This is a genomic window from Pseudomonas sp. WT-JTC (genome assembly GCF_056711565.1).
In genome coordinates this window covers 1,747,171-1,768,183 of sequence record NZ_CM160042.1, presented here as the reverse complement: position 1 = coordinate 1,768,183, position 21,013 = coordinate 1,747,171, and the positions used below count along the sequence as shown (strand labels likewise).

At 59.8% G+C, this 21,013-nt stretch carries 19 protein-coding genes; 10 read left to right on the top strand and 9 right to left on the bottom strand.

What is annotated here, in order from left to right; translation table 11 throughout:
* Nucleotide 1: 1 nt before the first annotated feature.
* Entirely contained in the window at nt 2-370 is a 369-nt protein-coding gene (gene sdhD / locus AC06G5_RS07960; protein WP_008017858.1) for a succinate dehydrogenase, hydrophobic membrane anchor protein, read from the bottom strand.
* The gene (gene sdhC, locus AC06G5_RS07955; RefSeq protein ID WP_043302324.1) at nt 364-738 is read right to left on the bottom strand and encodes a succinate dehydrogenase, cytochrome b556 subunit; all 375 of its coding nucleotides are present in this window, start codon (nt 736-738) and stop codon (nt 364-366) included. The genes sdhD and sdhC overlap by 7 nt, the downstream gene beginning before the upstream one ends.
* 364 nt (nt 739-1,102) lie before the next feature.
* Here sdhC and gltA point away from each other — a divergent pair, with 364 nt between their 5' ends.
* Entirely contained in the window at nt 1,103-2,392 is a 1,290-nt protein-coding gene (gltA, locus tag AC06G5_RS07950) for a citrate synthase (RefSeq protein WP_007977501.1), read from the top strand.
* A 941-nt stretch (nt 2,393-3,333) separates the two neighbouring features.
* Here gltA and AC06G5_RS07945 read toward each other — a convergent pair.
* From AC06G5_RS07945 to AC06G5_RS07935, 3 genes are all read right to left on the bottom strand, one after another.
* Nucleotides 3,334-4,992, bottom strand: coding sequence for a cation acetate symporter (locus tag AC06G5_RS07945; protein WP_322614313.1), 1,659 nt, complete (start codon nt 4,990-4,992; stop codon nt 3,334-3,336).
* The gene (locus AC06G5_RS07940; RefSeq protein ID WP_057398424.1) at nt 4,989-5,300 is read right to left on the bottom strand and encodes a DUF485 domain-containing protein; all 312 of its coding nucleotides are present in this window, start codon (nt 5,298-5,300) and stop codon (nt 4,989-4,991) included. The genes AC06G5_RS07945 and AC06G5_RS07940 overlap by 4 nt, the downstream gene beginning before the upstream one ends.
* Nucleotides 5,301-5,552: 252 nt before the next feature.
* On the bottom strand, nt 5,553-6,404 hold the full coding sequence (locus tag AC06G5_RS07935) for a glycine betaine ABC transporter substrate-binding protein (RefSeq protein ID WP_413428622.1): 852 nt from the start codon (nt 6,402-6,404) through the stop codon (nt 5,553-5,555).
* Nucleotides 6,405-6,691: 287 nt separating this feature from the next.
* Here AC06G5_RS07935 and AC06G5_RS07930 point away from each other — a divergent pair, with 287 nt between their 5' ends.
* Complete coding sequence (locus tag AC06G5_RS07930; protein WP_413428621.1) at nt 6,692-8,287, top strand: glycoside hydrolase family 17 protein; 1,596 nt, start codon at nt 6,692-6,694, stop codon at nt 8,285-8,287.
* A gap of 125 nt (nt 8,288-8,412) precedes the next feature.
* Here the strand turns inward: AC06G5_RS07930 and AC06G5_RS07925 are convergent, their stop codons facing one another.
* Entirely contained in the window at nt 8,413-8,781 is a 369-nt protein-coding gene (locus AC06G5_RS07925; protein WP_413705420.1) for a hypothetical protein, read from the bottom strand.
* 225 nt (nt 8,782-9,006) lie between these two features.
* Between AC06G5_RS07925 and AC06G5_RS07920 the strand changes: the two genes are divergently transcribed.
* The gene (locus AC06G5_RS07920) at nt 9,007-10,305 is read left to right on the top strand and encodes a serine/threonine protein kinase (protein ID WP_413428619.1); all 1,299 of its coding nucleotides are present in this window, start codon (nt 9,007-9,009) and stop codon (nt 10,303-10,305) included.
* Nucleotides 10,298-11,086: an MlaA family lipoprotein gene (locus tag AC06G5_RS07915; RefSeq protein WP_413428618.1), complete on the top strand. Its 789-nt coding sequence runs from the start codon at nt 10,298-10,300 to the stop codon at nt 11,084-11,086. The genes AC06G5_RS07920 and AC06G5_RS07915 overlap by 8 nt, the downstream gene beginning before the upstream one ends.
* Nucleotides 11,087-11,225: 139 nt before the next feature.
* Here the strand turns inward: AC06G5_RS07915 and AC06G5_RS07910 are convergent, their stop codons facing one another.
* A complete protein-coding gene (locus AC06G5_RS07910) occupies nt 11,226-12,140 on the bottom strand; it encodes a DUF808 domain-containing protein (protein ID WP_413428617.1) in 915 nt (304 codons plus the stop codon).
* A gap of 134 nt (nt 12,141-12,274) precedes the next feature.
* Between AC06G5_RS07910 and AC06G5_RS07905 the strand changes: the two genes are divergently transcribed.
* The gene (locus tag AC06G5_RS07905) at nt 12,275-12,883 is read left to right on the top strand and encodes a TetR/AcrR family transcriptional regulator (RefSeq protein WP_322614320.1); all 609 of its coding nucleotides are present in this window, start codon (nt 12,275-12,277) and stop codon (nt 12,881-12,883) included.
* Between the two features lie 111 nt (nt 12,884-12,994).
* Here the strand turns inward: AC06G5_RS07905 and AC06G5_RS07900 are convergent, their stop codons facing one another.
* Both AC06G5_RS07900 and AC06G5_RS07895 read right to left on the bottom strand, forming a co-directional pair.
* The gene (locus tag AC06G5_RS07900; protein WP_480459865.1) at nt 12,995-13,453 is read right to left on the bottom strand and encodes an REP-associated tyrosine transposase; all 459 of its coding nucleotides are present in this window, start codon (nt 13,451-13,453) and stop codon (nt 12,995-12,997) included.
* Nucleotides 13,454-13,649: 196 nt separating this feature from the next.
* Nucleotides 13,650-14,090 (bottom strand): GlcG/HbpS family heme-binding protein, encoded by a 441-nt coding sequence (locus AC06G5_RS07895; RefSeq protein WP_103394780.1) that lies wholly within the window; start codon nt 14,088-14,090, stop codon nt 13,650-13,652.
* Nucleotides 14,091-14,358: 268 nt separating this feature from the next.
* On the opposite strand from AC06G5_RS07895, the gene gcl reads away from it, so the two are divergent.
* From gcl to pyk, 5 genes are all read left to right on the top strand, one after another.
* Nucleotides 14,359-16,134 carry a glyoxylate carboligase gene (gene gcl, locus AC06G5_RS07890; RefSeq protein WP_413705423.1) on the top strand — a complete coding sequence of 592 codons (1,776 nt, stop codon included), beginning with the start codon at nt 14,359-14,361 and terminating at the stop codon, nt 16,132-16,134.
* 137 nt (nt 16,135-16,271) lie between these two features.
* Nucleotides 16,272-17,054, top strand: coding sequence for a hydroxypyruvate isomerase (hyi, locus tag AC06G5_RS07885; RefSeq protein WP_057398407.1), 783 nt, complete (start codon nt 16,272-16,274; stop codon nt 17,052-17,054).
* Between the two features lie 145 nt (nt 17,055-17,199).
* A complete protein-coding gene (locus AC06G5_RS07880; protein ID WP_413705424.1) occupies nt 17,200-18,093 on the top strand; it encodes a 2-hydroxy-3-oxopropionate reductase in 894 nt (297 codons plus the stop codon).
* Between the two features lie 157 nt (nt 18,094-18,250).
* Nucleotides 18,251-19,531: a glycerate kinase type-2 family protein gene (locus AC06G5_RS07875; protein WP_480459225.1), complete on the top strand. Its 1,281-nt coding sequence runs from the start codon at nt 18,251-18,253 to the stop codon at nt 19,529-19,531.
* Complete coding sequence (pyk, locus tag AC06G5_RS07870) at nt 19,521-20,936, top strand: pyruvate kinase (protein ID WP_413705426.1); 1,416 nt, start codon at nt 19,521-19,523, stop codon at nt 20,934-20,936. The genes AC06G5_RS07875 and pyk overlap by 11 nt, the downstream gene beginning before the upstream one ends.
* The last annotated feature ends 77 nt before the right edge of the window (nt 20,937-21,013 follow it).

The window sequence follows — 21,013 nt, the reverse complement described above, 5'->3', positions numbered from 1 at the left end:
CTCAGATACCCCAGAGAATCTGCACACCCCAGACGAAGTAAGCGAACATCGCAACGCCGCATACTGCCTGGAAAAGGAAACGCACAGCCGTCGCGGACTTGCCCAGCGCCATTGGCGTCAGGTAGTCGGTCGCGATGGTCCACATGCCGACCCAGGCGTGAGCGCCGAGGGCAACAAGGGCCAGGAGGCTGAAGATACGCATCCCGTTATGGGCGAACAGTTCATGCCACTGGGCGTACTCGAGGCCAGGATGGGCCACGATGTATCCGATCAGGAAGATGAAGTAAGCCGCGAGAACGACCGCAGAAACGCGCTGCGCCATCCAGTCATAGAGGCCCGAACGCGACAGGTTCGTGACGTTAGTTACCATATCCAAACTCCTGCCAGAACGATTACCACCACGGAAACGGCGATAACGATTTTCGAGCCCAGCTTGCCGCCTTCCAGCGTCTCACCGATGCCCATGTCCATGATCAAATGGCGCACACCGGCTACCAGGTGATACAGCAGAGCGGACAGGATGCCCCAAATCACTAGCTTGGCTAGCGGACTGGTCAGACACGCTTTCACCTGACCGAAGCCTTCCTCGGAGCTCAGCGACTTGTCCCATGCGTAAAGCATGATGGCAAGGCACACGAAGAGGATGACACCGGAAATACGGTGAAGAATGGACGTGTAAGCAGTGACTGGGAGTTTGATGGTCCTTAGGTCTAGGTTTACAGGTCGTTGGCTTTTCACGGCTTTTTTTTCACACTGAAGAGCCCCTAACAATCAGGGCAAAGTTGTTGGGGAGTGCACTGGTCAGGTAACCACCACCCAGGGATGCGACCCCCAATGAAAGCAAGCCCAAAAGCCCTTGGCGGTCGGTGGCCGAGTATAGACAGTTAGGCTACTAATGACAACGCAAACACCTAACCCAAACAGCGGATTGCGCAACTGACATAAAAGGCGTAAATGGCAGTCAATTTCGAGGAAAAAGTCCGGTTAAAGCCTTCTGGAGCAAGACTTTAGGCAAATTGACATTCGAATTTATCTCACTATAGTGGTGCGGGCCCTGCGTGGGGGGTCTGTCTGATGATTTCAAGCATAAATAGGAGGCCACATGGCTGACAAAAAAGCGCAGTTGATCATCGAGGGCGCAGCCCCCGTCGAGCTGCCCATTTTAACCGGCACCGTTGGTCCCGATGTTATCGATGTTCGGGGCCTGACGGCCACGGGCCGTTTCACCTTTGACCCAGGCTTCATGTCGACCGCCTCGTGCGAGTCGAAGATCACCTATATCGACGGCGACAACGGCATTCTGCTGCACCGCGGCTACCCGATCGAACAGCTGGCTGAAAAGTCGGACTACCTGGAAACCTGCTATCTGCTGCTCAACGGCGAACTGCCGACCGCAGAACAGAAGGCCCAGTTCGTCAGCACCGTGAAGAACCACACCATGGTTCACGAGCAGCTGAAGACCTTCTTCAACGGCTTCCGTCGCGACGCCCACCCGATGGCCGTCATGTGCGGCGTAGTCGGCGCCCTCTCGGCGTTCTACCACGACTCCCTGGACATCAATAACCCGCAGCATCGCGAAATTTCCGCGATCCGCCTGGTTGCCAAGATGCCGACCCTGGCCGCGATGGTTTACAAGTACTCCATGGGCCAACCCATGATGTACCCGCGCAACGACCTGTCGTACGCGGAAAACTTCCTGCACATGATGTTCAACACCCCGTGCGAGATCAAACCGATCAGCCCGGTGCTCGCCAAGGCCATGGACCGGATCTTCATCCTCCATGCCGACCACGAGCAGAACGCCTCGACGTCCACCGTGCGTCTGGCGGGCTCCTCGGGCGCCAACCCGTTCGCCTGTATCGCCGCCGGTATCGCTGCACTGTGGGGCCCTGCCCACGGCGGTGCAAACGAAGCCGTACTGACCATGCTCGATGAAATCGGCGATGTTTCCAACATCGACAAGTTCATCGCCAAGGCCAAGGACAAGAACGATCCGTTCAAACTGATGGGCTTCGGTCACCGCGTTTACAAAAACCGCGACCCGCGCGCCACCGTCATGAAGCAGACCTGCGACGAAGTGTTGAAGGAACTGGGCATCCAGAACGATCCGCAACTCGAACTGGCCATGCGCCTGGAAGAGATCGCCCTGACCGACCCGTACTTCATCGAGCGCTCGCTGTACCCGAACGTCGACTTCTACTCGGGGATCATCCTCAAGGCGATCGGCATTCCAACCAGCATGTTCACCGTGATCTTCGCCCTGGCGCGGACCGTCGGCTGGATCTCCCACTGGAAAGAAATGCTCTCCAGCCCGTACAAGATTGGCCGTCCGCGCCAGTTGTACACCGGCTACGAGTCGCGTGATATCACCAAGCTGGAAGACCGCAAGTAAGAGTTGTCTTGCTGTAGCGTGTTGAGTTGTACCGGGAACGGCCTCTTATATAGAGGCCGTTTTTGTTTTCCTTTTTTAATTGTGTACATATCCGTTTCTTTGGCCGCGGCCACTTACGGTTCCGCCCTTACGGCGGGTTACTTGGAAAAGCGGAGCGCCGCCCGGCCCCAAGTAACCAAGGGCTCTTGCCCCTGACGTTCGGTGCCTCGCCAAGGCTCGGCATTCCCTCGCTCCGGTCCTGCTCCGTGGGCCCGCCGCGATCGGCCATCCATGGCCGTACGCGGCTAACCCGGCATCCATGCCGGGTTGCCCACTGCGCAGAACCGGAACGAAGCCTCTCGAGGGGGCAAGAAGATCAAAAGCAAAAGCAAAAGCGAAGCGGCCTGCTGGCCGGCCTGATCTAACGTGACCGCCCCCCTGTAGGAGCGAGCTTGCTCGCGAAAAACGCCGGGACACCGCGGGGATTCAGACAGCCCTCGTCATCGTTGACGTCCATCGCGAGCAAGCTCGCTCCTACAGGGCCGAGCGTTAGCTCGCCTGCCGCTCTTGATCTTGATCCACCCGCCCCCTCGGCAGGCTGAGTGGAGGTGTTCATCCGGGGAATGGCGCGCAGCGCCGTGCGGCGCAGACGCACACATTGCAGGGAGGTGCAGCGAAGCAAACCGTAGAGCAATGCCCCCGGATGAATGCCGGAGCGAAGGAACCCCGAGCCCTGGCGAGGGGCCGGACGTTCGGGGCGAGCGCTTTTTTTGCTTACTTTTTTTAAGGCGCTTGTTAAAAAAAGTGAGTCGCCGTAAGGGCGAAACCCTAAGTCGCCGTTACCGCAGCAACGGATATACACACCAAAAAAATTCCGGTCGATTATCGCCCAACAAAAATGCCCCGATCTCTCGACCGGGGCATTGGATGTCAGTGCAACTTATATATAAAACATTGAAGCCTTAGTGCGAAACCGCCCCACTCGCCCCCAACCCGGTCTGCGAACGAACAAACTGCGGGAAGAACAACGCCCGCTCATTGTCAGCCGCAGTGGACTTGTCGGTAACCGAGAAGAACCAGATCCCGACAAAGGCAATCATCATCGAGAACAACGCCGGATACTCATACGGGAAGATGGCTTTCTCATGATGCAGGATCTGCACCCAGATGGTTGGGCCAAGGATCATCAGGCCTACCGCACTGATCAGCCCCATCCAGCCACCGATCATCGCACCGCGAGTGGTCAGCTTTTTCCAGTACATCGAAAGCAGCAGCACCGGGAAGTTGCAGCTCGCCGCGATGGAGAACGCCAGGCCCACCATGAACGCGATGTTCTGGCTTTCGAACAGAATGCCCAGAACAATGGCCAGCACACCCAGGGCAACGGTGGTGATCTTCGAAATACGAATCTCATCCTTCTCGTTGGCCTTGCCCTTCTTGATCACGCTGGCATACAGGTCGTGGGACACCGCCGAAGCACCGGCCAGGGTCAGGCCGGCAACGACCGCCAGAATGGTCGCGAACGCCACCGCCGAGATGAAGCCCAGGAAAATGCTGCCACCGACCGCATTGGCCAGGTGTACCGCCGCCATGTTGTTACCACCGAGCAACGCGCCGGCCGCGTCTTTGAAGGCCGGGTTGGTGCTGACCAGCAGGATCGCGCCGAAACCGATGATGAAGGTCAGGATGTAGAAGTAGCCAATGAAGCCGGTTGCGTACAGCACGCTCTTGCGAGCTTCCTTTGCGTCACTCACGGTGAAGAAGCGCATCAGGATATGCGGCAGACCCGCGGTACCGAACATCAGTGCCAGGCCGAGGGAGAACGCCGAAACCGGATCCTTCACCAGACCGCCCGGACTCATGATCGCCTCACCTTTAGGGTGAACCTTGATCGCCTCGGAAAACAGGATGTTGAAGTCGAAGTTGACGTGCTTCATCACCATCAGCGCCATGAAGGAAGCGCCGGACAACAGCAGGACAGCCTTGATGATTTGTACCCAGGTGGTCGCCAGCATGCCGCCGAACAACACGTAAAGGCACATCAGCACACCCACCAGGATCACCGCGACGTGATAGTCGAGGCCGAACAGCAACTGGATCAGCTTGCCGGCACCGACCATCTGGGCGATCAGGTAGAACGCCACCACCACCAGCGAACCGCAGGCGGACAGTGTGCGGATCTGGGTTTGCCCCAGGCGATAGGACGCCACGTCGGCAAAAGTGTACTTGCCCAGGTTGCGCAGGCGCTCGGCGATCAGGAACAGAATGATCGGCCAGCCCACCAGGAAGCCGATCGAATAGATCAGCCCGTCATAGCCGGAAGCGAACACCAACGCGGAAATCCCCAGGAACGAGGCGGCCGACATGTAGTCGCCGGCAATCGCCAGACCGTTCTGGAACCCGGTGATCTTGCCACCCGCCGCATAGTAGTCGGCAGCCGACTTGTTGCGCTTGGAGGCCCAGTAGGTAATGCACAGGGTGGCCCCCACGAACACAACGAACATCAGGATCGCAGCGACGTTGAGAGGTTGTTTATGCACTTCACCGGTCAGGGCGTCAGCCGCCCAGGCGCCCGGTGCAAAAGCCGCGATGCTCAATAGAGCCAGTAGACGCCGGATCATTGCTGAGCCTCCTTGAGAATCGCATTGTTCAGGTCGTCAAACTCGCCATTGGCACGTCGTACGTAGATGCCGGTCAGGACGAAGGCCGAAACAATCAGCCCGACGCCGATCGGTATGCCCCAGGTAATCGAAGACTCGGGACTGATTTTCGTCCCCAGCACTTGCGGCCCGTAAGCGATCAAAAGGATGAATGCGGAGTAAAGCCCTAGCATGACCGCCGAAAGAATCCAGGCGAATCGTTCCCTCTTGCTAACCAGCTCCTTGAAGCGCGGGCTGTTTTGAATCGAGAGGTAAATGCTGTCGTTCATTGTTTTTATCCTCGCAGCACAGATTTAGTTGGAACGGTATCCACTCTATGCGGCTGCGGGGCAGGTTCCAGACGACCTTAGTCTTAGAACCACATGGCGTTTTCGCCATTTATCAGCACGCCACAAATCAATGTGGGAGCGGGCTTGCTCGCGAAAGCCGCATGTCGGTCAACCTCTCAGTCAACTGACAGTCAGTATTCGCGAGCAAGCCCGCTCCCACAGGGAAAAGCAGCTTAGACGCTTGATCGAAGTTTATTTAGTCCAGTCAGCAACACGCTCTGGGTGTTTGGCAATCCAATCCTTCGCGGCGGCATCAGGCTTGGCACCGTCCTGAATCGCCAGCATGACCTGACCGATTTCGTCCTTGGATTCCCACTGGAAGTTCTTCAGGAACTTGGCCACTTCCGGTGCCTTGGCCTCCAGGCCTTTGCTGCCGATGCTGTTCACGGTTTCAGCCGCGCCGTACACGCCTTTCGGGTCTTCGAGGAAGCGCAGTTTCCACTTGGCGAACATCCAGTGCGGCACCCAACCGGTCACGGCGATGGATTCGTTTTTCTTCTCGGCACGGGTCAACTCGGCGATCATGCCGGCGCCGGAACTGGCTTTGTTTTGATACCCGGTCAAGTCATAGTCCTTGATGGCCTGATCGGTCTTGATCATCACACCTGAACCTGCGTCGATGCCGACGATGCGTTTCTTGAAGCTGTCGTCGGTTTTCAGGTCCTCGATGGACTTGGCCTTAACGTACTCCGGCACGATCAGGCCAATTTTCGCGTCCTTGAAGTTCGGGCCGTAATCGACGACCTGATCCTTGTTCTTCGCCCAGTATTCGCCGTGGGTCACCGGCAGCCAGGCCGACAGCATGGCGTCGAGTTTGCCGGTGGCCACGCCCTGCCACATGATCCCGGTAGCGACCGCTTGCAGCTTCACGTCGTAGCCGAGTTTCTGTCTGATCACTTCTGCCGCCACGTTGGTCGTGGCGACACTGTCCGACCAGCCGTCGACATAACCCAAAGTCACTTCCTTACCGGCGGCACTGGCCGCGGTAGCGCTGATCGCCAGCACCAAAGCGGCACCTGCGCCCAAGAGTCGTCGCATCTTCATCGTTACTTCCCCGAAAGTGCTGCGCTCGACGGATGCCGAGTCGCTTAAACGTATTGTTATGGTGCACAGCGCCCCCATCACGCCTACCGCAAACTCGTTGGAACATCAGCGGAGTACTGACGCCTTCGATAATCAACCTGACGCTCATCGCGACCTGCTCTGCCAGCGACCTCAATCCATCGAGAAACGACATCAGAAAGCCATTAACCTTTAACGCGACCTACGCACCGGAGGCTCCGCCCGAACTTTGCATGTCAAAATCATGCAGGCCACCAAGCACGCGGTAAATGCAGGTAACATGCGCCGCTTTGTTCCCACACGGCCTGACCATGTCCGCGACATCACGCTTTCCTTTTCCTGCTTATCTATTCGCCTGCCTGCTGGGGCTTTTTGCCCTCGGTGGTTTCTGGTACGGCATTGGCAAACCGGTGATCCTGCCGGATGTCGCCAGCGCGACGCACAAGCTGCAATGCGCCTCCTACACCCCGTTCGACAAAGACCAATCGCCGTTCGACGTGCCATTCAACTTGCGCCCCGAGCGCATGGATGCCGACCTCGCGCTGCTGTCCAAAAGCTTCGAATGCATCCGCACCTACTCCATGACCGGCCTCGAAGCCCTGCCGGATCTGGCGCGCAAGCATGGCTTGAAGCTGATGATCGGCGCCTGGGTCAACAGCAACCCGGTGGACACGGAAAAAGAAGTCGACCTGCTGATCGCCTCGGCCAACGCCAACGCGGATGTGGTGAGCGCGGTGATCGTCGGCAACGAAACCCTGTTGCGCAAGGAAGTCACCGGCGCGCAATTGGCGAAGCTGATCAACAAGGTCAAAAGCCACGTCAAACAGCCTGTCACCTATGCCGACGTCTGGGAGTTCTGGCTCAAGCACCCGGAAATCGCCCCCGCCGTGGACTTCCTGACCATCCATTTGCTGCCGTATTGGGAAGATGATCCATCGAACATCGACGCAGCCCTTCAACATGTGGCCGAAGTACGCCAGGTGTTCGGCAACAAGTTCGCGCCCAAGGATGTACTGATCGGCGAAACCGGCTGGCCAAGCGAAGGTCGCCAGCGTGAAACGGCCCTGCCGAGCCGGGTCAACGAAGCCAGGTTCATTCGTGGTTTTGTCGCCATGGCCGAGCAACAGGGCTGGCACTACAACCTGATCGAAGCCTTCGACCAGCCGTGGAAACGTGCCAGTGAAGGTGCGGTCGGGGGTTACTGGGGATTGTTCGATGCCGATCGCCAGGACAAGGGCGTGCTGGCCGGGCCAGTGACAAACGTACCGTACTGGTCGCAATGGCTGTCGGTTGGCGGATTGATCTTCATCGGCACGCTGCTGCTTGGCGGCCGGGTTCGCACGACGCGCTCGGCGCTGGTGCTGCCCCTGCTCGGCGCATTGGCGGGGTGCTCGATTGGCGCCTGGGGTGACCTGGCACGGGTTACCACGCGCTTTACCAGTGAGTGGTTGTGGGTCGCATTGCTGACTGCCCTGAATCTGCTCGCGCTGGCCCATGCCGCGCTGACTTTGAGCCCTCGCAGCGGTTGGCGCGGGCGGGCTTTCGACTTGCTCGAACGCCGTGCTGGCTGGCTGGTGGCAACGGCAGGTTTCGCGGCAGCCGTGATGATGCTGGAACTGGTGTTCGACCCGCGCTACCGCAGTTTCCCGAGCGTCGCGTTCATCGTGCCGGCGCTGGTTTATCTGTGCCGCCCGGTGAATGTGCCGCGCCGCGAGATCGCGTTGCTGACCTTTATCATCGGTGCCGGCATTGCGCCGCAGTTGTTCCGTGAAGGCTTGCAGAATCAGCAGGCCTGGGGCTGGGCGCTGGCGAGTGTGTTGATGGTGGCGGCGTTGTGGCGTTGCTTGCGGGTTCGCAAGGTTTGACTCTTTAGCGACTTGACCGGCCTCTTCGCGAGCAAGCCCGCTCCCACATGGCTCTTCGGCGAACATCTACTTTGTGTTCGACAACGATCAAATGTGGGAGCGGGCTTGCTCGCGAAGGCTGACGGTCAGGCGCCGCGAGACTCCCTGACCAACCGCAACCCCGCAATCACCACCGCAAACACCGCCAGCGTCGTGTTGTACAGGGCCAGTGCCGGAAACCCGAACACCAGCGCCAGCACCGCCAGCCACCAGCCTGCCCGCCCCGGCACGACAAAGCCGATGATCGCCGCGCCCAGCGCAGCCCAGCCCAGAACCCCGAAGTGGATCATCAGCCCCAGGCTGGAACGCACCTGGCACTCCCAGCGGCTTGCCTCATCCACGCAAATGCCGACCCATTGCGCATCCTCCATGAAGCCATAACGCGCGCCATAACTGGCGGCCAGCCATAGCGGCAGCAACACAAGCAGCAAAATCACGGGCAAACGGCGGGACATGTAACACTCCAAAAGGCGAAAAACGGCGGCCAGCTTAATCGCACGACAGCCTTGCGCAAGCATTAACAACTGTTAACTGGGCATTCAATCGCTGCAAAGTGTATCGTCCAGCTACTATTACGTCGAAATCAGGCCTGTTTGGTGCCGATGCGTGGCACTTTGGCGCAAATCCAGCGGTCATAGCCTGCGAAACTCATTCGGCACCTTCCTCTAAGGGATATAGTCATGCTCCGTTCCTTGCGCTTCGCCGCCCTGTTTGGCGGCCTTATATTGAGTGCGTCCGCACTGGCGGTCGACATTGACGCCGCCAGTTATGGCTACCCCCTGACCAATCCGTTCGAGGCGACCATCGCGACCACGCCGCCGGACCTGCGTCCGGAGCTGCCCCTGGACGGTGACATCGATCAGGCGGTGCGCAGCGTCACCTTGCGTCCGGAACGGGAATTCGATTTGCCGGATAATTTCTGGGCGGTCAAGAAACTCGACTACCGCATTGCCACGCAGGATCACGCCGCGCCGCTGATTTTCCTGATCGCCGGCACCGGTGCACGCTATGACAGCAGCCTGAACGAATACCTGAAGAAGCTCTATTACAAAGCCGGCTACCACGTGGTGCAGCTGTCATCGCCCACCAGCTATGACTTCATGAGTGCCGCATCGCGCTTCGCCACGCCGGGCATTTCCAAGGAAGACGCTGAAGACATGTACCGGGTGATGCAGGCCGTGCGGGCACAGAACCCGAAAGTGCCGGTCACCGATTACTACCTGACCGGGTACAGCCTGGGTGCACTGGATGCCGCTTTCGTTTCGCACCTGGATGAAACCCGCCGCAGCTTCAACTTCAAGAAAGTCCTGCTGCTCAACCCGCCGGTCAACCTCTATACCTCGATCACCAACCTCGACAAGCTGGTCCAGACCGAGGTCAAGGGCATCAACAACAGCACCACATTCTATGAGCTGGTGCTGAACAAACTGACCCGCTACTTCCAGCAAAAGGGCTACATCGACCTCAACGACGCTCTGGTCTACGACTTCCAGCAGTCCAAACAGCAGCTGAGCAACGAACAGATGGCCATGCTGATCGGCACTTCGTTCCGCTTTTCGGCGGCCGACATTGCCTTCACTTCGGACCTGATCAACCGCCGCGGCCTGATCACCCCACCCAAGTTCCCGATTACCGAGGGCACCAGCCTCACGCCATTCCTCAAGCGTGCATTGCAATGCGACTTCGACTGCTACATCACCGAACAGGTCATCCCGATGTGGCGCGCCCGTACCGACGGCGGCAGCCTGCTGCAATTGATTGACCAGGTAAGCCTGTATGCACTGAAGGACTATCTGCACGAAAGCCCGAAAATCGCCGTCATGCACAACGCCGATGACGTGATCCTCGGCCCTGGCGACCTGGGCTTCCTGCGCAGGACCTTCGGTGATCGCCTGACTGTTTACCCGCACGGTGGCCACTGCGGCAACATTAACTACCGCGTCAACAGCGACGCCATGCTGGAGTTCTTCCGTGGCTAAATATCTCCTGCTGTTCGCAGCGTTACTCTGTGCAGGCGTCGCCAATGCCGACAACAGCAAAGCCAACGCTCCCGTGGTCGTCGACAGTGACGGTTTCAAGGAACCGTTGAGCAAACTCAAGTTCAACCCGGGCCTGGATCAGCGCGAGTTCGAACGTTCGACGCTCAGCGCACTGGCTGTCTACGATCCACTGGAAGAGTGGAACCGGCGCGTGTATCACTTCAACTACCGCTTCGACCAATGGGTGTTCATGCCGGTGGTCAATGGTTACCGCTACGTCACCCCGAGTTTCCTGCGTACCGGTGTCAGCAACTTCTTCAACAACCTGGGCGACGTACCCAACTTGTTGAACAGCCTGCTGCAACTCAAGGGCCAGCGTTCACTGGAAACCACCGGGCGACTGCTGCTCAACACCACCATCGGCATCGCCGGCCTGTGGGACCCGGCCACCGCCATGGGCCTGCCGCGTCAAAGCGAAGACTTCGGCCAGACACTGGGCTTCTACGGCGTGCCGGGCGGCGCTTATTTCGTCCTGCCGATCCTCGGTCCGTCGAACCTGCGTGATACCAGTGGCCTGGTGGTGGATTACACGGCCGAGAGTGCGATCAACTTCCTCAACGTCGCCGAGGTCAGCTCCAACCATCCGGAAGTCTGGATCCTGCGCGGCATCGACAAGCGCCACCAGACCAGCTTCCGCTATGGCCAGATGAACTCGCCGTTCGAGTACGAGAAAGTGCGTTACGTATACACCGAAGCGCGCAAGTTGCAGATCGCCGAGTAACCCCCCAAAAAAAGCACTGTGGGAGCGGGCTTGCTCGCGAAGACGGAGTGTCAGTCGACATCAACATTGACTGACAGACCGCTTTCGCGAGCAAGTCGGATCGCCGCACCGCCGCTCCCACATTTGTTTGGTGTTGGCTTTAGCCTTTGAGCGTTTTCCAGATTTTGCCGGCAGCCATGACCCCAACCAGCACCACCGCACCCGCCACAATCCCCGCTACCCCATTGAGCAACGTCGGCACGATAAACCCGGCACCGCCTGCCCCTGTGCTGACACTTTCAATCCAGTGATGCACCACCGGCACGCCGTGGGTCAGGATGCCGCCGCCTACCAGGAACATCGCCGCAGTGCCAATCACCGACAGGCTTTTCATCATGTACGGCGCAGCGCGCAGAATGGCGTCACCGATGCTCCTGGCCATCTGACCAGGCTTGCGGGTCAGCCACAGCCCCAGGTCATCGAGTTTGACGATGCCCGCTACCAACCCGTAGACACCGACAGTCATGACGATGGCGATCCCCGAGAGCACGATGACTTGCTGGCTCAGCGCCGACTCGGCCACGACGCCGAGGGTGATGGCGATGATTTCGGCCGAGAGAATGAAGTCGGTACGGATCGCGCCCTTGATCTTGTCCTTTTCAAACGCCACCAGATCCACCGCCGGGTCTGCCACCGCCTCGACCAATTCGGCATGTTCAGCCTGATCTTCAGCCTTGCTGTGCAGGAACTTGTGGGCGAGTTTTTCAAACCCCTCGAAGCACAAATAAGCACCACCGAGCATCAACAGCGGCGTGACCAGCCACGGAATGAACGCACTGATGGCCAGCGCCGACGGCACCAGGATCAATTTATTGATGAACGAACCCTTGGCGACCGCCCAGACCACCGGGATTTCCCGCTCGGCCCGCACGCCGCTGACTTGCTGGGCGTTGAGTGCCAGGTCGTCACCGAGTACGCCAGCGGTTTTCTTGGCGGCCATTTTGGTCATCAATGACACGTCGTCCAGCACGGCCGCGATGTCGTCGATCAGCACCAGCAAACTGCTTCCTGCCATGAATCGGGTTTCCTTCTGCAATGAATGCGCAGCAGCATAGCGCGGCAGCGCGGGCTGCGGTGCATTCTTGAGCGCCGCGCGAGGCCGGTGATACCATGCGCAACCGCCAGAACAGGCAAGGAATCACCCGGGTTATGAGCACTATCCGCGAGCGCAACAAACAACTGATCCTGCGTGCCGCCAGTGAGGAGTTTGCCGACAAAGGCTTCGCTGCGACCAAAACCAGTGACATCGCAGCCAAGGCGGGATTGCCCAAGCCCAACGTCTACTACTACTTCAAATCCAAGGAAAACCTCTACCGCGAGGTTCTGGAAAGTATCATCGAGCCAATCCTGCAGGCTTCGACACCGTTCAATCCGGAGGGCGAACCCGGTGAAGTGCTCAGCGGCTACATTCGCTCGAAAATCCGCATCTCCCGCGACCTGCCTTTCGCCTCCAAGGTGTTCGCCAGCGAAATCATGCACGGTGCCCCCCACCTGAGCAGCGATCTGGTCGAACAGCTCAATGGCCAGGCCAAACACAACATCGAGTGCATCCAGACCTGGATCGACCGCGGACAAATCGCCCCCATCGACCCCAACCACCTGATGTTCAGCATCTGGGCCGCGACCCAGACCTACGCCGACTTCGACTGGCAGATCACCGCCATCACCGGCAAGGCCAGGCTGGATGAAGAGGATTACGAAGCGGCAGCGCAGACGATTATCCGGTTGGTGCTCAAGGGGTGTGAGCCCGAGCGGTAGACCGCGGCGCGCGCCTTCGCGAGCAAGCCCGCTCCCACAGGGGATTGGTGGGCGCTGAAGATCCGGTGTGGGAGCGGGCTTGCTCGCGAATGGCGACAACTCGGTTTTAGATCAAACCCAAATCGCATCCCACAACGGATCGTCGCCAAGCTTCTCGACCAGTCCTGCCCGCAATGGGTTAGCCACAACATATCGAGCCAGCTTCACAAGATCTTCTTCTTTTCTTAAGGCATGGTCATGGAAACCTTGCTGCCAGAGGCTACCTGTTCTGCCAGTAGCCGCATTGATTGCTCGGGCACTCAAGGATTTGGTTTGGCACATCAGCTGTCCCAATGAGCCTTTGTTCAACTGAATCAACCAATGAAAATGATCGGGCATGACTACCCAGGCCAAGGAATCGGCGAAGCCATCATTCTGTGCTTGCCTGAATTGATGGACCACCAAGCGACCCAAGGTGTAATCCCTGAAAACAGGCTCTCGCTTCAAGGTATTGGCAGTCAGTAGATAGATGCGGTTTGGCTCGGTGTACCGGCCGATGCGCAGGCGGTGTGAAGCTGACAGCTCAGGCATTCCCTTGCCCTCTCTCATGATGAAATCATCAGAAGGCTAGACCGGGGAATATGGGAGGGTGGGCCAGACTTTTAGCTGGATGTGTCTGAGAAATTGCCTTCGCGAGCAAGCCCGCTCCCACAGGGGATTGGTGGGCGCAGAAAATCCCGTGTGGGAGCGGGCTTGCTCGCGAAAGCGCTAGTTCAGCCAGTGAGATTTAAGCCGCCACCCCCGCATCCGCCACCAGCCCCAACGCCTCGATCGCATTGATCGCACACTGCTCGTCAACATCCGACAGATCCCCGCTGATCCCCACCGCTCCCAGCACATTCCCGTCCTGATCCCGAACCAGTACACCACCCGGTGCCGGCACGACGCTGCCCTGCCCCAGGCTGTTCAACGCGGCGATAAACGCCGGGCGTTGCTGGGCGTCCAGCGCCAGCAGGCGTGACCCTTTGCCCAGCGCAATGGCGCCCCAGGCTTTGCCGATGGCGACGTGCGGGCGCAACAGGCTGGCGCCGTCTTCGCGCTGCAGGGTGATCAGATGCCCCCCGGCATCCAGTACCGCAATGGTCAGGGGCGCTGCCGAGATGGCCCGCCCTGCACTGATGGCCTCGTTGACCAGGTTGACTGCGACTTTCAAGGTTAAAGCGCTCATGGTGCCGTCCTCATTTTGTTTTTCGGAAAGTCGTTGGGCTGCGCCGTTGTGCCGCAGCTCGATGCAACAAATAGAACACAATGAATTATTTTTTTGTATACAATAATTATCGAAAGGCGCCACATGCGACGAAAAGCCACAGTAGATTGGGCTTCCGACGAATGAAACGAGCGCTTGAGAAAATGGATTGACCTGCGCCGTCCGCCGTGAATACACTCTGCGCAAAGCCACTTGTATACAATTACAAAACGTAAAGAGGCACAAAACCATGAGCAAAATGAGAGCAATCGAAGCCGCCGTTCTGGTGATGCGCCGTGAAGGGGTCGATACCGCTTTTGGCATCCCGGGTGCCGCCATCAACCCGTTGTACTCCGCCCTGCAAAAGGTCGGCGGCATCGATCACGTACTCGCTCGCCACGTTGAAGGTGCCTCGCACATGGCCGAGGGCTACACCCGCACCAAGGCTGGCAACATCGGTGTGTGCATCGGCACTTCCGGCCCTGCCGGCACCGACATGGTCACCGGGCTCTACAGCGCCTCGGCCGACTCGATCCCGATCCTCTGCATTACCGGCCAGGCACCCCGCGCCCGTATGCACAAGGAAGACTTCCAGGCTGTCGACATCACCAGCATCGTCAAGCCGGTAACCAAGTGGGCAACCACCGTTCTGGAGCCGGGCCAGGTGCCTTACGCGTTCCAGAAAGCCTTCTACGAAATGCGCTCCGGCCGTCCAGGCCCGGTGCTGATCGACCTGCCGTTCGACGTGCAGATGGCTGAAATCGAATTCGACATCGACGCTTACCAGCCACTGCCGCTGGCCAAGCCGACCGCTAGCCGCGTTCAAGTCGAAAAGGCTCTGGCCTTGCTGGATCAGGCTGAACGCCCATTGCTGGTGGCCGGTGGCGGCATCATCAATGCCGACGCCAGCGATCTGTTGGTGGAGTTCGCCGAGCTGACCGGTATTCCGGTTATCCCGACCCTGATGGGCTGGGGCACCATCCCGGACGATCACCCGCTGATGGTGGGCATGGTTGGCTTGCAGACCTCGCACCGCTACGGCAACGCGACCATGCTGAAGTCGGACGTGGTGCTGGGCATCGGTAACCGTTGGGCCAACCGTCACACCGGTTCGGTCGACGTGTACACCGAAGGCCGCAAGTTCATTCACGTCGACATCGAAGGCACTCAGATCGGCCGCGTGTTCACCCCGGACCTGGGCATCGTGTCCGACGCCGCTGCCGCGCTGACCGTGTTCATCGAAGTCGCTCGCGAATGGCAAGCCGCCGGCAAACTGAAGAACCGCAGCGCCTGGCTGCAAGACTGCCAGCATCGTAAAGCCAGCCTGCAGCGCAAGACTCACTTCGACAACGTGCCGGTCAAGCCGCAACGCGTTTACGAAGAAATGAACCAGGTGTTCGGCAAAGACACCTGCTACGTCAGCACCATCGGTCTGTCGCAGATTGCCGGCGCGCAGTTCCTGCACGTCTACAAGCCGCGCCACTGGATCAACTGCGGTCAGGCAGGCCCGTTGGGCTGGACCATTCCGGCAGCGCTGGGCGTGGTCAAGGCTGATCCGAACCGTAAAGTCGTGGCCCTGTCGGGGGACTATGACTTCCAGTTCATGATCGAAGAACTGGCGGTCGGCGCTCAGTTCAAACTGCCTTACATCCACGTCGTGGTGAACAACTCGTACCTGGGCCTGATCCGTCAGGCACAACGCGGTTTCGACATGGACTACTGCGTGCAGCTGTCCTTCGACAACCTCAACGCCCCGGAGCTCAACGGTTACGGTGTCGACCACGTCGCGGTGGCCGAAGGCCTCGGCTGCAAGGCGCTGCGTGTGTTCGAACCGGCTCAGATCCAGCCTGCCCTGCGCAAGGCTCAGGAACTGATCGAAGAGTTCAAGGTTCCAGTGATCGTCGAGATCATTCTGGAGCGCGTGACCAACATTTCCATGGGTACCGAGATCAACGCCGTCAACGAATTCGAAGACCTGGCGCTGGTCGGCGACGACGCACCGACTGCGATTTCGTTGCTTGATTGATAGCTGACCGCTCCTACTGTGGGAGCGGGCTTGCTCGCGAAGAGGGACTGTCAGTCGACAACAATGCTGACTGAACCACCGCCTTCGCGAGCAAGCCCGCTCCCACAGGGGACCTCAAACACATACGGGAGACCACCATGCCGCGTTTCGCAGCCAACCTGTCCATGCTGTTCACCGAACAGGACTTTCTTGCCCGTTTCGAAGCGGCCGCCAAGGCCGGCTTCAGCGGTGTCGAATACCTGTTCCCGTACGACTTCAGCTCCGCCGAAATCAAGGCCCAGCTCGACGCCAATGGTCTGACCCAAGTGCTGTTCAATCTGCCGGCCGGTGACTGGGCCAAGGGCGAACGCGGTATCGCGTGCCTGCCGGATCGGGTTGAAGAGTTCCGTGCCGGTGTCGACCTGGCCATCGCTTACGCGAAAGTGCTGGGCAACACCCAGGTCAACTGCCTGGCCGGTATTCGTCCACAAGGCGTCGACGATGCCACTGTGGAGAAAACCTTCGTCGCCAACCTCAAGTACGCGGCCGACAAGCTGCAAGCGGCGGGTATCAAGCTGGTGATGGAAGCGATCAACACCCGTGACATTCCAGGCTTCTACCTGAACAACACGGCGCAAGCCCTGTCGATTCGCGAGCAGGTCGGCAGCGCCAACCTGTTCCTGCAATACGACATCTATCACATGCAAATCATGGAAGGCGATCTGGCCCGCACCCTGCAATCGCACCTGGGCGAGATCAACCATGTGCAGCTCGCGGACAACCCGGGGCGCAACGAACCAGGTACCGGTGAAATCAACTACCGCTTCCTGTTCGAACACCTGGACCGCATCGGTTATCAGGGCTGGGTCGGTTGCGAATACAAGCCGCTGACCACCACTGAAGCCGGTCTGGGCTGGCTCAAGACCCATAACGCAATCTAACGCAGCCCCCTGTAGGAGCGAGCATGCTCGCGATGTAGGCCCAGACAACGCGGGGCATCAGACGGCCCGCATTATCGTTAACGTCCATCGCGAGCATGCTCGCTCCTACAGATAAGCAGCAGCACAAAAACAAGAGGATTTTCTCATGGCTAAAATCGGATTTATCGGCACCGGCATCATGGGCCACCCAATGGCAGCGAACCTGCAGAAAGCCGGCCACAGCCTGTTCCTGTCGGCCCACCACGACCCTGCGCCTGCCGACCTGGTCGCCGCTGGCGCCGTTGCCCTGGCGAACCCGAAAGAAGTTGCCCAGGAAGCCGAGTTCATCATTGTCATGGTGCCGGATACCCCGCAGGTCGATGACGTGCTGTTCCGCGCCGACGGCGTTGCCGCTGGTGTTGGCAAAGGCAAAGTGGTGATCGACATGAGTTCGATCTCGCCGACCGCCACCAAGGCTTTCGCTGCAAAGATCAACGAAAAAGGCGCGCAATACCTCGACGCCCCGGTCTCCGGCGGTGAAGTCGGCGCCAAGGCTGCGACCCTGAGCATCATGGTCGGCGGCGATGCCGACGCCTTCGAACGCGCCCTGCCGCTGTTCCAGGCCATGGGCAAGAACATCACCCTGGTCGGCGCCAACGGCGACGGTCAAACCGCCAAGGTGGCCAACCAGATCATCGTGGCCCTGAACATCCAGGCCGTGGCTGAAGCCCTGTTGTTCGCTTCGAAGAACGGTGCCGATCCAGCCAAGGTGCGTGAAGCACTGATGGGCGGTTTCGCGTCCTCCAAGATCCTCGAAGTGCACGGCGAGCGCATGATCAAGGGCACTTTCGATCCAGGCTTCCGCATCAGCCTGCACCAGAAAGACCTGAACCTGGCCCTGCAAGGCGCCAAGGAGCTGAACATCAACCTGCCGAACACCGCCAACACCCAGCAAGTGTTCAGCACCTGCGCGGCCATCGGTGGCAGCAACTGGGACCACTCGGCGCTGATCAAGGGCCTGGAACACATGGCGAACTTCTCGATTCGCGACAAGAAGTAAGCCTGTCCCACCCTGCATCAAACCTGTGGGAGCGGGCTTGCTCGAGAAGAGGGAGTGTCAGTCGACATGGATACTGACTGAACCACCGCTTTCGCGAGCAAGCCCGCTCCCACAGGGTCCGCGACAAACCCAATAACAAGAATTCCGGGAGCCCGCCATGTCGGTCGATCCGCAACAATTGCTGCGCGAGCTGTTTGCCACAGCCATCGACGCGGCGCATCCGCAACAAGTCCTCGAAGCCCATTTGCCTGCCGACCGCAGCGGTCGCGTGATCGTCATTGGTGCTGGCAAAGCCGCAGCTGCCATGGCCCAGGTGGTCGAGCGCTGCTGGCAGGGTGAAGTGTCCGGCCTGGTGGTTACCCGTTACGGTCACGGCGCCCCTTGCGAAAAAATCGAAGTGGTCGAAGCCGCGCATCCGGTACCGGACGCTGCCGGCCTGGCCGTGGCCAAGCGTGTGCTGGAACTGGTCAGCAATCTCAGCGAGAACGACCGCGTGATCTTCCTGCTCTCCGGTGGCGGCTCTGCCCTGCTGGCACTGCCGGCCGAAGGCATCACCCTGGCCGACAAGCAGTCGATCAACAAAGCCCTGCTCAAGTCCGGCGCCACCATCGGCGAGATGAACTGCGTGCGCAAGCACCTCTCGGCGATCAAAGGCGGCCGCCTGGGCAAAGCCTGCTGGCCTGCCACGGTCTACACCTATGCGATTTCCGATGTACCGGGCGACCTCGCCACGGTCATCGCCTCCGGCCCTACCGTGGCCGACCCGAGCACGTCGGCCGAAGCGCTGGCAATCCTCAAACGCTACGCCATCGAGGTTCCGGCCTCGGTGCGCACCTGGCTGCAAAGCCCCGAATCGGAAACCGTCAAACCCGGTGATCCGAGCCTGGCGCGCAGTCATTTCCAGTTGATCGCCCGCCCACAGCAATCCCTTGAAGCGGCGGCGGTGAAATGCCGTCAGGCCGGATTCAGTCCGCTGATCCTCGGTGACCTCGAAGGCGAATCCCGCGAGGTGGCGAAAGTCCACGCCGGCATCGCGCGGCAGATTGTCCTGCACGGCCAGCCGCTGGCGGCGCCCTGCGTGATTCTCTCGGGCGGTGAAACCACCGTCACCGTGCGCGGCAATGGCCGTGGCGGGCGTAACGCCGAATTCCTGCTGAGCCTGACCGACAGCCTCAAGGGCCTGCCCGGCGTCTATGCGCTGGCCGGTGACACCGACGGCATCGACGGTTCGGAAGACAACGCCGGCGCGATCATGGCCCCGGACAGCTACGCCCGCGCCGCAGCAATGGGGTTGAGCGCCAGCGACGAGTTGGACAACAACAATGGCTACGGCTACTTCGAGGCACTCGACGCCCTGATCGTCACCGAGCCGACCCGTACCAACGTCAACGACTTCCGCGCCATCCTGATCCTTGAGAGCACTAAACATGACACCTGACAAAAAGGTCAAAATCCTCGCCACCCTGGGTCCGGCCATCGACGGTATCGACGACATCCGTGAGCTGGTGCTGGCCGGGGTCAACATCTTCCGTCTGAACTTCAGCCATGGCGATCACGCCGACCACGCCCAGCGTTTTCAGTGGATTCGTGAAGTCGAGCGCCAGCTGAATTATCCACTGGGCATTCTGATGGACCTGCAAGGCCCGAAACTGCGGGTCGGCAAGTTCGCCGATGGCAAGGTACAACTGGTACGCGGCCAGGCCTTGCGCCTGGACCTTGATGCCACGCCAGGCGATGAGCGCCGGGTCAACCTGCCACACCCGGAAATCATCGCCGCGCTGGAACCAGGCATGGACCTGCTGCTGGACGACGGCAAGTTGCGCCTGCGGGTAGTAACCAAGTACGCCGACGCCATCGACACCACCGTGCTCAATGGCGGCGAACTGTCGGACCGCAAAGGCGTGAACGTGCCGCAAGCAGTGCTCGACCTGAGCCCGCTGACCGCCAAGGACCGCCGCGACTTGACCTTCGGTCTGGAGCTGGGTGTGGACTGGGTGGCGCTGTCGTTCGTACAACGTCCCGATGACATCCGCGAAGCCCGTACCCTGATCGGCGACAAGGCCTTCCTGATGGCCAAGATCGAGAAGCCCTCGGCCGTCGAACAACTGCGCGAGATCGCCGAACTGAGCGATGCGATCATGGTCGCCCGCGGTGACCTGGGTGTGGAAGTGCCGGCCGAAAGCGTGCCGCAGATTCAGAAGAACATCATCAGCACCTGCCGCCAGCTCGGCAAACCGGTGGTGGTGGCGACCCAGATGCTGGAGTCGATGCGCTTCTCCCCGGCGCCCACCCGCGCCGAAGTCACCGATGTGGCCAACGCCGTGGCCGAAGGTGCGGACGCGGTGATGCTGTCGGCGGAAACCGCGTCCGGCGAATACCCGCTCGAAGCCGTGCAGATGATGAGCAAGATCATCCGCCAGGTGGAAAACGGTCCGGACTATCAGACTCAACTCGACGTCAGCCGGCCGAAAGCCGAGGCGACAGTTTCCGACGCGATCAGCTGCGCCATTCGCCGCATCAGTAACGTGTTGCCGGTGGCGGTGCTGGTGAACTATAGCGAGTCCGGCGCATCGAGCCTGCGCGCGGCGCGGGAGCGGCCGACGGTGCCGATCCTCAACCTGACACCGAACCTGCAAACCGCCCGTCGCCTGAGCGTGGCGTGGGGTGTGCACTCGGTGGTCAACGACCGCCTGCGTCAGGTCGATGAAGTCTGCTCGACGGCACTGGAGATTGCCCAGGCCCAGGGCATGGCGCAGCGTGGCGACACGTTATTGATCACCGCCGGTGTGCCCTTTGGGCAGCCGGGATCGACTAACTCTTTGCGCATTGAGACATTGATTTAGCGCCTGAACTGGCCTCTTCGCGAGCAAGCCCGCTCCCACATTGGTTTTGTGTCGTTCACAGAACCAATGTGGGAGCG